This window comes from Bacteroides congonensis, assembly GCF_900130125.1.
Classification (GTDB): Bacteria; Bacteroidota; Bacteroidia; order Bacteroidales; family Bacteroidaceae; genus Bacteroides; species Bacteroides congonensis.
Window position 1 is genome coordinate 75,701 of record NZ_FQXY01000010.1, and the last position, 13,104, is coordinate 88,804.

Genomic DNA, 13,104 nt, shown 5'->3' on the forward strand with positions numbered 1-13,104 from the left:
TTTAAATTAACCAAGAGATAACTCATTTTTGCTCAAAAGTTTTTGTGTTTTTTACCGATTTAGATTACTTTTGCACTCGATTTCCCGTGAAAACAATTAAATTACAATAATATAAAAAGAAAAACAGCAGTATGATTAATGCTCAAGACATCAAAAACGGAACTTGTATCCGTATGGACGGAAAGCTCTATTTCTGTATTGAATTCCTGCATGTAAAACCAGGTAAAGGTAACACTTTCATGCGTACTAAACTGAAAGATGTAGTTAGCGGATACGTTCTGGAACGTCGTTTCAACATCGGTGAAAAACTGGAAGATGTACGTGTTGAACGTCGTCCCTACCAATTCTTATATAAAGAGGGAGAAGATTATATCTTCATGAATCAGGAAACTTTTGACCAGCACCCTATCGCTCACGATTTGATTAACGGTGTTGACTTCCTGCTCGAAGGTATGGTATTGGATGTAGTTTCCGATGCTTCTACAGAAACTGTACTTTACGCTGATATGCCAATTAAAGTTCAGATGAAAGTAACTTACACAGAGCCAGGATTGAAAGGTGATACAGCTACTAACACATTGAAACCTGCCACTGTAGAATCAGGCGCAACTGTTCGTGTTCCGTTGTTCATCAGCGAAGGCGAAACAATCGAAATTGATACTCGCGACGGTTCTTACGTAGGACGCGTGAAAGCATAATTTACAAGAACATATAAAAATAGCCGGGAGTCATTGGACTTCCGGCTATTTTTATATACATACGGTTCTATTCTTATTTGTATCCTGCCGCTTTGGCAATTCTCTTCGGAATTTCAGTATTGTCTATCTTTTCACCAAACAAGTGAGAACCGGCTCCGATAGCGAATACCGGAACAAAACCTGCAGAGTGTCCGCCGCTTACCCAGCCGACCATAGATATTTCATCCATCACCTCTTTGGCACGTGCAGCCATCGGTTCGCTTTTTGAGTACATGCTTTCTGCAAATACTACCTTATTTTTCACGAATGACTTTTCAAATTCATCACGCAATTTCTTTTCCTGCTCCCAAGAGATAGGAAATTGTTTCCAGAAGCCCATTTCCTCACCAAGGAATGTTTTCATGTCTTCCCAAGTCACTTTATTGCCTTTTGATTTTCTCAATTCGCTGATACGTTGTGAAAGTCCATCAGCAGAATGTTTCTGATATTGCAATGCTTTCAGGTTCAACGCATACTTTCCTGTACCAAGTACGATACCACCTGTTTCATGGTCGGCAGTGACAACAATTAAAGTTTCTTTCGGGTGCTTCTTATAGAATTCGTAAGCTACCTTAACAGCATCGTCCATATCTTTCACTTCATTGAACACAGTAGCGGCGTCATTAGCATGGCAAGCCCAGTCGATCTTTCCACCCTCTACCATCAGGAAGAAGCCTTTGTTCTTGCCTTTCGTCAGGAAGTCGATAGCGCTTTCGGTAATCTGTGCCAATGTCAAATCACCCTCTTTGCGGTCAATGGCATAAGGCAGGCAGGACGGATTTGCTCCTTCTTCCTGGATAAGAATCATTTTGTCAGCTTTGCCGGCTTTCGCTTTATAGTCATTGTAACCACGCGCCACTGTATATCCTGCTTCTTCAAAAATAGGGAAAATACTCGGAGCCTCTTTCTTGTCAAAAGAGGTATTCGGTTTCAGGAAACCACCGCCTGCATAGAAGTCAAAATTAGCCTTTGGTAAGTCAAGGGCAATTTCATAATTCATACCACGGTCCGGTTGGTGTGCGTAAAATGCGGCCGGAGTGGCATGGTCTACACTAACAGAAGTAGTGACACCTACTTTCTTGCCGGCTTTCTTCGCTTTTTCGGCTACTGTCTGAATCGCATTCTTATCTTCTCCTACAGAAATAGCATGATTATACGTTTTCTGCCCCGTAGCCAATGCAGTGCCTGCGGCAGCAGAGTCGGTTACTGAATTTGTCGCAGAGAAAGTAGTTGCCATGGTAGCAACCGGGAATTGAGTGAATAACAAAGGTTCGACACCAATACGTCCGTTTTGAAGTTCGGCCTGGTACATCTCCGTACCATTCACTTGGTTCACTCCCATCCCATCCCCGATGAAATAGAATACGTACTTTGCCTGACCGTTTGCAACAACGGAGATAAGGACAAAGAACAGTGTGTAGATTAACTTTTTCATTTTTTAGTAAGTTTATTATTAGATTAGTCGTCTACAAAGATAGGAAAAAAAAGAAGAAATTAACCGGATGCCATATTACAAATTCATCACATCTTGCTCAAACCTGTCCTTATCACCGGCAGCCTTGTTACGCATCCGGCTACGATAATTATAAATGGTAGCCAGAGAATATCCCAAGAAATGGGCAATCTTGTTACTATCTACCACTCCCAGACGAATAAGGGCAAAAATACGGAGTTCCGTTGTCAGCAGTTCGTCGGATTTCGGATATATGCGCCCCTCTTCTACCAGCAAATCATTAAAAGCGGTAATGAAATTAGGGAACAGTTTCAGGAAGGACTTGTCGAACTCATTATAAAATTCATTCCGTTCGTCACGGATGAACTGCTCGGACTTTATGGCTTTGAACAGGTCTTCGATACGGGATGCCATAGCCAATTTTGCCAATGAACGGCGATAAGTTTCCAGTTTATCCAGATAGTTGACACATCTATCGAGATAACGGGCGATATATACTTCTTTAATTTTCCCCGTTTGTTCTAGTTCTTTGTTTACTGCCTGCATTTGTTTGTTCGCCAAACTTAAATCACGCCGCATGGCAGACAGTTTCTTCATCCAGCGATACAAATAGAAAACGGCAATGAGAAGAAAGAAAGATAGCATACTGACGCTGACAAGCATTGCCTGTGAAACCGCACGTTCTTTTTCTTCCTTCAGTTTATAAGCCTTGTCGATAATAGGAAAAAATTCGGTCACCTCAATAAAACGCAGGCGGGCATTGCAAGCTACGGCGTCTTCCATCGAACAGCTCAGATATTTGTAAGCGCGGTCTACATCACCCAATTCATACATCAGGTGCGCCAGCTTCTGCAACGAAGCATACTCCCTGACAGAAGATTCCAAATCAGCAATAGCTGTCAATATCAGATAATAGACTTCTTGTTCCGTATCTTTTTTCATCCCATACGCTTCGGACATCGTATAATATATATATACTTTCTGACGCTCGTCGGCCGCATCTTTCAGCGCGTCACCAAGCATCACCAAAGCCGTATCAGCTTTGCCTGTGACGATGCATTGTTCTGCCAATACAATCGTGCGGTTTATTTCCGGCGGCATAATACTTATGATGGAGTCGCGGTATAGATCAGTCTTCTTCAGATATTTCTTCTTTTCTTCCCGATTGGTGGTATAGTCTGCAAGCCAGCCATAGCAGGCACGATACGTCTGATAATAGGACAACAATGTTTGTTCGTCCAACTTCGCCGGATTTATTTTCTCCAGTTCTTCCATGGCTTCAATGTACATTCCCATCACTCCCAATGCCGTGGCGCGGTCAATGATTATCTCGTTTGCTAATTCCGGACGTTCCAGTTGAGGAAGAATCTGCTGTCTCCTATTTATATAATGAAGCGCAGAATCTGCCTGATAATGAAGATAGGCATCGAATAACGAACCATATAACCTATATTTATCAGCAGGAGTAACCGAATGGGCAAGTTGCACTTTCAAAGCATCAATATCCTTCTCTTTCTGAATCTGAAAGGTTTCTTTCTTATTTATAATATCATCCAGCCTTTTAAGAACTGCCGCATTATCTGTCTGTTTTGCAAATAGCAAAATCGGGCAAACTAAAAGAAAAGCGAAGATATAGGTTATATTTCTCATAGGTCACTTTTTAAAGATGTCACAAATATAATGAATATAGTAATGATTATGAAATATACGGTCAAAATAATTTTAATTCCTACTTGTATTTTCTTATAGTCAGTCAGCCGTCAATATCCTCATTGTCAACACAATAATCATCAGAGGTATTTATATTTATATTCTAGTCCCAAAATACTGCATCCTATCCCCCTACATTTGCAACATCGGTTCTCCGAGCAAACATTTAAAATCTATGTTACCATGAAAAAGAATTTTCTATTTGTAATCTTACTTGTACTACTATTCGGTTGCAGTCCTGTATATGCCGCAATTAGTATAAAAAAAGTAGCCCCTACTTTTTGGTGGGCAGGAATGAAAAACCCGGAACTGCAAGTTTTGCTATACGGTGAAGATATAGCGTCTGCAGAAGTCAGCATCTCTTCCCGTGACATCACTCTGCAAGAGGTAGTTAAACAAGAAAATCCGAACTATCTCATTATCTATCTGAATACGTCGGAAGCAACTCCGCAGACATTCAATATTATCCTGAAACAAGGTAAAAAACAAACTGCCATTCCTTACGAACTCAAACAAAGAAAGCCGGATGCTTCCGAAGTGGAAGGATTCGACTCCGGCGATGTGCTTTATCTTATTATGCCGGATCGTTTCGCAAACGGTGATCCTTCCAATGACATAATTCCCGGAATGTTGGAAGCGAGAGTAGACCGCAACGATGCCTTTGCCCGCCATGGCGGTGATTTCAAAGGAATAGAAAAGCATATGGATTACATGGCAGATTTAGGAGTGACTAGCATATGGCTGAATCCGATTCAGGAGAATGATATGAAGGAAGGTTCTTATCACGGCTACGCCATCACTGATTATTACCAGGTAGACCGCCGCTTCGGGAGTAACGAGGAATTCCGGAATCTTGTAGACCAGGCACATGCCAAAGGAATGAAAGTGGTAATGGATATGATTTTCAACCACTGTGGAGATGAAAACTATCTATATAAGGATATGCCTTCCAAAGATTGGTTCAACTTCAAAGGAAACTATGTACAGACAAGCTTCAAGACTGCTACCCAACTAGACCCGTACGCGTCTGATTATGAAAAGAAAATCGCTGTTGACGGTTGGTTCAGCCAGGCTATGCCGGATTTCAACCAACGAAACCGTCATGTAGCTACTTATCTGATTCAGAACAGTATCTGGTGGATAGAGTATGCCGGTATTAACGGAATCCGCCAGGATACACACCCTTATGCAGACTTTGACATGATGGCTCATTGGTGCAAGGCTGTGAACGAAGAATATCCCAAATTCAATATTGTAGGCGAAACCTGGTTAGGCAGCAATGTACTTATCTCCTACTGGCAGAAAGACAGCAGACTGACCTATCCTAAAAATACCTACCTGCCCACTGTCATGGACTTCCCATTGATGGAACATATGAACAAAGCCTTTGACGAAGAAACAACCGACTGGAACGGCGGACTATGCCGGCTTTATGAATACCTGTCACAAGACATCGTCTTTGCCGACCCGATGAACCTGCTGACTTTCCTTGATAATCACGACACTTCCCGTTTCTACCGTTCGGAAGCAGATACCCAAAACCTGAACCGGTACAAACAAGCCTTGGCATTCCTTCTGACAACACGCGGCATTCCGCAGATATATTACGGAACTGAAATCTTAATGGCTGCCGATAAAGCAAACGGTGACGGATTACTTCGATGTGACTTCCCGGGCGGCTGGCAGAACGATACTCATAATTACTTTGAGGCAGCAAACCGCACTCCGCAACAGAATGAAGCTTTCTCTTACTTGAAGAAGCTGCTCCAATGGAGAAAAGGAAACGAAGTCATAGCCAAAGGAAAACTGAAACACTTCGCACCGAATAAAGGCGTATATGCATACGAAAGAAAACTAGGCGACAAATCAGTTGTTGTTTTCCTCAACGGAACAGACCGGGAACAGACTATCGACTTGAATTCTTATCAGGAAATACTGCCCGGCTCTTCCGCATACAATGTATTAGAGGATAAAAAGATGGAGTTAGGAAAGGATTTAACACTTCCGGGCCGCGGAATATACCTTTTATCCTTCTAAAAATGTTCACTACGACTTATATTTATCCGTATTCACAGAATGCTTATTCAACTATAAATCAAAACAATAAACTTCATACTAACTTGTATTTTTATTCTAATTGACAGACTCAGTCCAGACGGTCGCTACATTTGCAATATCCGAAACAAAAAGAATAAAATTATCAGTTAGCTCACAATTTAATACCATAAAAATAAAATGAAAAAGAATCTTTTGCTTATCGCAATTCTCTGTATCCCGTTTATAGCGAACGCACAACAGAAACTGACTTCACCGGATGGAAATCTGGTATTGACCTTCCAAGTTAACAAGGAAGGTGCTCCTACGTACGACTTGATTTATAAAGGAAAAACGGTTATCAAACCCAGTACCTTGGGACTGGAATTAAAGAAAGAAGACAATACCCGCACAGACTTCGACTGGGTAGACCGCAGGGATCTGACCAAGCTTGATTCAAAGACGAATCTTTATAACGGATTCGAAGTGAAAGACGTTAAGACTTCCACATTCGACGAAACCTGGCAACCGGTATGGGGAGAAGAAAAAGAAATCCGCAATCATTATAATGAGCTGGCAGTAAACTTGTATCAGCCAATGAATGACCGTTCCATCCTCATTCGTTTCCGTTTGTTCAATGACGGTTTAGGCTTCCGCTACGAATTCCCGCAGCAGAAATCCCTGAACTATTTCATCATCAAAGAAGAACACTCCCAATTTGCGATGGCAGGCGACCATATCGCTTACTGGATACCGGGTGATTATGATACTCAGGAATATGATTATACCATCTCCCGCCTGTCGGAAATCAGAGGTTTGATGAAAGAAGCCATTACCCCGAACTCTTCACAGACTCCTTTCTCACAAACAGGCGTACAGACTGCACTGATGATGAAAACAGATGATGGTTTATATATCAACCTTCACGAAGCAGCCCTTATTGATTACTCTTGTATGCACCTGAACCTCGACGACAAGAATATGGTATTCGAATCCTGGCTGACTCCTGACGCAAAAGGAGACAAAGGATATATGCAGACTCCTAGCCATACTCCATGGCGTACCGTGATTGTCAGCGATGATGCCCGCAATATCCTTGCATCCCGCATCACTCTGAACCTGAACGAGCCTTGCAAAATTGCGGATGCCGCTTCATGGGTGAAACCTGTGAAATACATCGGCGTTTGGTGGGACATGATTACCGGAAAAGGTTCTTGGGCTTATACCGACGAATTGACCAGCGTAAAATTAGGTGAAACCGATTACTCTAAAGCAAAACCGAACGGCAAGCATTCTGCCAACACTGCCAATGTAAAACGTTATATTGACTTCGCGGCAGCCAACGGATTCGACGCCGTATTGGTAGAAGGTTGGAACGAAGGTTGGGAAGACTGGTTCGGCAACAGCAAAGATTATGTATTCGACTTCGTCACTCCGTATCCGGATTTCGATGTGAAAGAGATTCATCGTTATGCGGCAAGCAAAGGCATCAAGATGATGATGCACCACGAAACTTCCGCATCTGTCCGCAACTACGAACGTCATATGGACAAGGCTTACCAGTTTATGGTGGACAATGGTTATAATTCTGTAAAGAGCGGTTATGTAGGCAATATCATTCCCCGCGGCGAACACCACTACGGACAATGGATGAACAACCACTATCTGTATGCAGTAACGAAAGCGGCCGACTACAAAATCATGGTAAATGCGCACGAAGCAACCCGCCCGACTGGTATCTGCCGCACGTACCCTAACCTGATCGGCAACGAATCCGCACGTGGAACTGAATATGAGTCATTCGGCGGGAACAAAGTATATCATACTACCATCCTTCCTTTTACCCGTCTGGTCGGTGGCCCGATGGATTACACTCCGGGAATCTTCGAAACTCACTGTAACAAGATGAATCCTGCAAACAATTCACAGGTACGCTCTACCATCGCCCGTCAGTTGGCATTGTACGTGACCATGTACAGCCCCCTGCAAATGGCAGCCGATATTCCGGAGAATTACGAACGCTTTATGGACGCTTTCCAGTTTATCAAAGACGTAGCGCTCGACTGGGATGAAACCAAGTATCTGGAAGCAGAACCGGGTGAATATATCACCATCGCCCGCAAGGCAAAAGGCACTGACGACTGGTATGTAGGCTGCACAGCAGGTGAAAACGGTCATACTTCCAAATTAACGTTCGACTTCCTGACTCCGGACAAGCAATATGTCGCCACTGTTTACGCGGACGCTAAAGATGCCGACTGGGAAAAGAATCCGCAAGCCTATACCATCAAAAAAGGTATCCTCACAAACAAGAGCAAACTGAACCTGCGTGCTGTCAATGGTGGCGGATATGCTATCAGTATCAAGGAAGTAAAGGATAAATCTGAAGTAAAAGGACTGAAGAAATATTAAGGGAATAAGATTGGGAGAATATAGTTTTCAATAGGTATTTTTTAGAGAGAAATATTTGATTTTGATAAAATAACTTTAAATTAGAGACATGAAAAAGAGCTTAAGACTAAAAGCCCTGCTTGTATTGTTGGTAGGACTCTTCCTTTCCATTGGAGCATTTGCACAGCAAATAGCTGTCAAGGGGCATGTGAAAGACACAACGGGTGAGCCTGTCATCGGTGCAAACGTACTGGTGAAAGGTACAACCAACGGAACCATAACAGATTTCGACGGTAACTTTATGCTGAATGTACCGAAAGATGCCATTCTTTCCGTTTCATTCGTCGGCTATAAAACTGCGGAAGTGAAAGCCGCACCTACCGTAATGGTAACATTAGAAGATGATTCTCAAGTACTGGATGCGGTAGTCGTTATCGGTTACGGTTCGGTGAAGAAGAATGACATGACAGGTTCGGTTACTGCCATCAAACCTGATAAACTGAACAAAGGTCTGATTACCAATGCGCAGGACATGATGACCGGTAAGATTGCCGGTGTGAGTGTCGTCAGCAAAGGCGGCGCTCCGGGTGCGGGCGCAACGATCCGTATCCGAGGCGGTTCTTCGCTGACTGCGGAAAACGACCCGCTGATTGTAATTGACGGTCTGGCAATGGACAATAAAGGGGTGAAAGGTTTGTCCAACCCGCTTTCTATGGTCAATCCGAATGATATTGAAAGCTTTACCGTATTGAAAGATGCTTCGGCTACCGCTATTTACGGTTCACGTGCTTCCAACGGTGTCATCATCATTACGACAAAGAAAGGTCAGGCAGGTGCACGTCCCACCATTTCTTATGACGGTAATCTGTCTGTCAGTAATGTAAAATCGACCGTTGACGTGATGGATGGCAACCAATTCCGTTCTTTCATCAAGGACATCTGGGGAGAGGACAGCGAAGCTTACAGCAAACTAGGAAACGCCAATACCGACTGGCAGAAAGAAATCTTCCGCGCAGCCGTAAGTACAGACCATAATCTCACCATTTCCGGTGGATTGAAAAATATGCCTTACCGCGTCTCTTTCGGTTATACCAATCAGAACGGAATCCTGAAAACATCCAAGTTTGAACGTTATACGGCATCTGTCAGCCTGGCTCCTTCTTTCTTTCAGGATCATCTGAAAGTGAATGCCAACCTGAAAGGTATGATTGCCAAGAACCGTTATGCTGACGGCAATGCGGTAGGTTCTGCTGTCAGTTTTGACCCTACACAGTCTGTCCGTTCCGACGATCCTTACCATCAATACTATTTCGATGGATTTTTCCAATGGAATACGGATGCTTCTTCTTTGAATGATGACACATGGAAACGTACTTTCAACGGTAATGCCCCCGGTAACCCTGTCGCCTTATTGGAAGAAAAGAACGACCGCGCCATCTCCAAATCTTTGATCGGTAATCTGGAACTGGACTATAAGTTTCATTTCTTGCCGGACTTGCACGCTCATGTGAACGGCGGTATGGATCTCTCTACGGGTAAGCAATATACGGATGTCTCTCCCTATTCCTCCACCAACAACTATTATGGCAGCTACGGCTGGGAAGAAAAAGACAAGTATAACCTCTCTTTGAATGCCTACCTGCAATACAGCAAGGATTTCACCGACAAACATCGTTTCGACGTAATGGCAGGTTATGAATGGCAACACTTCCATGATACGTCCGATCAGGAATATTGGGGACTCTATCCGCTGTCAAACAATGTGGTGGAGAACAGAGGTCAGCGCTACAATAATACCGCAAGTGGTTCGGCTACGGAAAGTTATCTGGTATCTTTCTTCGGTCGTGTCAACTACACACTGCTGGATCGTTACCTGTTTACGGCAACCGTACGCCAGGATGGTTCTTCCCGTTTTCACAAAGACAACCGCTGGGGATTGTTCCCGTCTTTTGCCTTGGGATGGAAATTGAAAGAAGAAGCTTTCCTGAAAGACGTTGACGTACTTTCCGACTTAAAGCTTCGTCTGGGTTATGGTATCACCGGTCAGCAGAATATCAATTCGGGAGACTATCCGTATCTGGCTGTTTATGAAACAAACAAGGACGGTGCTTACTATCCTATCCTGGGAGAGGGAATCACTTACCGTCCGAATGCATACAACCCGGATCTGAAATGGGAAAAGACCACCACCTACAATGTAGGTGTAGACTTCGGATTCCTGAACAACCGCATCAACGGTTCAGTGGATTATTACTATCGCAAGACCACCGATTTGCTGAACAGCGTATTCGTTTCCGCAGGAACGAATTTCAAAAACAAGGTATTGTCCAATGTCGGCTCACTGGAAAACTCCGGTGTGGAATTCTCTATCAATTCCAAGCCGGTTGTAACTACCGACTGGACATGGGATCTTGGTTTCAATATCACTTACAACAAGAACGAAATCACTAAATTAACCACCGGAGATAGCGAAAATTATTATGTTGCTGCCGGAGACAACATCGGCGGCGGACGTGACATGAAAGCAATGGCGCACGCCGTAGGACATCCGGCTTCTTCATTCTATGTTTACCAACAGGTGTATGACGAAAACGGAAGACCCATTGAAAACGAATTTGTAGACCGCAACGGAGACGGAACAATCAACGGTGACGACCGCTATTTCTACAAGAAGCCGACAGCCGACGTACTTATGGGACTTACTTCCCGCCTTTCTTACAAGTCATGGGATTTCAGTTTCTCACTGCGCGCCAGTTTGAACAATTATGTGTATAACTCTGTCGAAGCAGGTGGCTCCGACTGCAACCCGACTTCCATCTATTCATTCGGCGCACTTAACAACCGCCCGTTGATGGGAGTGGCAAACAATATCCAAAGCAAGAACGACAACACCTTGCTGTCCGATTACTTCGTGCAGAATGCTTCTTTCATGAAATGTGACAACATCACTTTGGGATACTCGTTTAAAAAATTGTTCGGCGCTCCGATTGGCGGACGCGTATATGCAGCCGTACAAAACGTATTCACTATCAGCAAATACAAAGGACTTGATCCAGAAGTAGAAAACGGGTTGGACAACAATATTTATCCACGTCCTCTGACTACGTTAATCGGTTTGAGCCTTAATTTCTAAACCTACTAAAAATACCAATTATGAAATTCAGATATATAAAATCAATCCTATCGGCTGCCTCACTATTGCTGGCAGTCAGCGTGACTTCATGTATCGGTGATCTGGATGCCACTCCTATCGACCCGAACATAGTGATGACATTCGATCAGGCGAGCGTTTTTAACAAGATATATGGAACCCTCGGACTGACAGGACAGAAAGGCCCTGACGGAAGCGGTGATCTGGACGACATCGACGAAGGAACTTCCTCTTTCTACCGTATGACGTGGTGCGCCAACCAATTGATGACAGATGAAGCGATTGTCAATTCATGGAACGATGCCGGTGTCGCTACTATCGCCGATTGCAGTTGGAGTTCTTCCAATGAAATCGTAACAGGGCTCTATTACCGTCTGACATTCGACATCACTTTGTGCAACTACTTCCTTGAACAAACGGAAGGACTGACTGATGATGAAACCATGCGCCAACGCGCAGAAGTACGTTTTATCCGTGCCCTGAACAACTACTACCTGATGGATATGTTCGGCAATCCGCCGTATTGCGATAAAGTATCGACAGAGAAGCCTCAACAAATCCAACGTGCGGCTCTCTTCGCAAAGATTGAAGAAGAGTTGAAGGAAATCGGCGACGACGCTACCGCTACATTAGCGCAGCCTCTTCAGACGACTTATGGTCGTGTAGACCGTGTTGCCGCCTGGTTATTATTAGCGCGTATGTATCTCAACGCAGAAGTCTATACCGGTACGCCCCAGTGGGGAAAAGCCAAGGAATATGCCCAAAAAGTAATTGGCTCCGGCTACAAACTGGCTCCTGTCTATAAGCACCTGTTCATGGCCGACAATGATGGCAGCAATGTCAACAAAGCAAGACAGGAAGTGATACTCCCGATTCTGCAGGACGGCGTGCGAACCAAGAGTTGGGGTGGTTCGTTGTTCCTGATTGCAGGTACACACAAGAGTGATACAGGCATGAATCCTTGGGGAAGCAAACAAGGATGGGGCGGCCCGCATTGTCGTCAGGCAATGGTAGCCAAATTCTTTCCGAATGTAAATGATGCCCCTTCCGTATTGGAAGACCAGATGGTAGTGGCTGCAAAAGACGACCGTGCCTTGATGTGTGGAGTACAAAGAACTACGTCGACAGGAGACAACATGAGCTTTACAGACGGATTTGCGTGTGCCAAATTCTCTAATATCCGTGCAGATGGTGGTTTGACCAGCGATACTGACAATCCGGACATGGATATTCCTTTACTTCGTATGGCGGAAGCCTATCTGATTGTGGCAGAAGCCAGTCTTCGTGAGAATAATGGCGTTTCGACTCAGGAGACAGTAGCTGCCATGCATGAAATCCGCAAGCGTGCAAACGCCGCTGAAGCCGCTTCATATACATTGACGGATATCCGTGACGAATGGGCGCGTGAGTTCTGGTTTGAAGGCCGCCGCCGTATCGACTTGGTTCGTTTTGGCAATTTCGGTGGTAACTCCGACTACAACTGGGATTGGAAAGGTGGAGAAAAGCAAGGTACCGGAATCAAGGAATTCCGTAACATTTATCCTATTCCTGCCAATGATATCAATGCCAATACGAATCTGGAGCAGAATCCCGAGTATTAAAATCAGACCGAAGTTATACTTTTAAAT

General features: G+C 44.1%; 7 protein-coding genes. 5 read left to right on the forward strand and 2 right to left on the reverse strand.

What is annotated here, in order from left to right; genetic code table 11:
• Positions 1–131 precede the first annotated feature (131 nt).
• Positions 132–698 carry an elongation factor P gene (efp, locus tag BQ7997_RS11960; protein WP_022137368.1) on the forward strand — a complete coding sequence of 189 codons (567 nt, stop codon included), beginning with the start codon at positions 132–134 and terminating at the stop codon, positions 696–698.
• Between the two features lie 73 nt (positions 699–771).
• On the opposite strand, the gene BQ7997_RS11965 is transcribed toward efp, so the two are convergent.
• A complete protein-coding gene (locus tag BQ7997_RS11965) occupies positions 772–2,172 on the reverse strand; it encodes an alkaline phosphatase (RefSeq protein ID WP_022137369.1) in 1,401 nt (466 codons plus the stop codon).
• Between the two features lie 75 nt (positions 2,173–2,247).
• Positions 2,248–3,840, reverse strand: coding sequence for a DUF6377 domain-containing protein (locus tag BQ7997_RS11970; RefSeq protein ID WP_073346677.1), 1,593 nt, complete (start codon positions 3,838–3,840; stop codon positions 2,248–2,250).
• 243 nt (positions 3,841–4,083) lie between these two features.
• Here BQ7997_RS11970 and BQ7997_RS11975 point away from each other — a divergent pair, with 243 nt between their 5' ends.
• From BQ7997_RS11975 to BQ7997_RS11990, 4 genes are all read left to right on the forward strand, one after another.
• Complete coding sequence (locus tag BQ7997_RS11975; RefSeq protein ID WP_073346679.1) at positions 4,084–5,937, forward strand: glycoside hydrolase family 13 protein; 1,854 nt, start codon at positions 4,084–4,086, stop codon at positions 5,935–5,937.
• Between the two features lie 198 nt (positions 5,938–6,135).
• Positions 6,136–8,346, forward strand: coding sequence for a glycoside hydrolase family 97 protein (locus BQ7997_RS11980; RefSeq protein ID WP_073346681.1), 2,211 nt, complete (start codon positions 6,136–6,138; stop codon positions 8,344–8,346).
• A gap of 88 nt (positions 8,347–8,434) precedes the next feature.
• Entirely contained in the window at positions 8,435–11,458 is a 3,024-nt protein-coding gene (locus BQ7997_RS11985) for a SusC/RagA family TonB-linked outer membrane protein (protein ID WP_073346683.1), read from the forward strand.
• Between the two features lie 20 nt (positions 11,459–11,478).
• Positions 11,479–13,077: a RagB/SusD family nutrient uptake outer membrane protein gene (locus tag BQ7997_RS11990; RefSeq protein WP_073346685.1), complete on the forward strand. Its 1,599-nt coding sequence runs from the start codon at positions 11,479–11,481 to the stop codon at positions 13,075–13,077.
• The last annotated feature ends 27 nt before the right edge of the window (positions 13,078–13,104 follow it).

Bases quoted from the DNA above. Each gene is read 5' to 3' on its own strand.
- efp (WP_022137368.1), top strand. From the start codon at position 132: ATGATTAATGCTCAAGACATCAAAAACGGAACTTGTATCCGTATGGAC.
- BQ7997_RS11965 (WP_022137369.1), bottom strand. From the start codon at position 2,172: ATGAAAAAGTTAATCTACACACTGTTCTTTGTCCTTATCTCCGTTGTT.
- BQ7997_RS11970 (WP_073346677.1), bottom strand. From the start codon at position 3,840: ATGAGAAATATAACCTATATCTTCGCTTTTCTTTTAGTTTGCCCGATT.
- BQ7997_RS11975 (WP_073346679.1), top strand. From the start codon at position 4,084: ATGAAAAAGAATTTTCTATTTGTAATCTTACTTGTACTACTATTCGGT.
- BQ7997_RS11980 (WP_073346681.1), top strand. From the start codon at position 6,136: ATGAAAAAGAATCTTTTGCTTATCGCAATTCTCTGTATCCCGTTTATA.
- BQ7997_RS11985 (WP_073346683.1), top strand. From the start codon at position 8,435: ATGAAAAAGAGCTTAAGACTAAAAGCCCTGCTTGTATTGTTGGTAGGA.
- BQ7997_RS11990 (WP_073346685.1), top strand. From the start codon at position 11,479: ATGAAATTCAGATATATAAAATCAATCCTATCGGCTGCCTCACTATTG.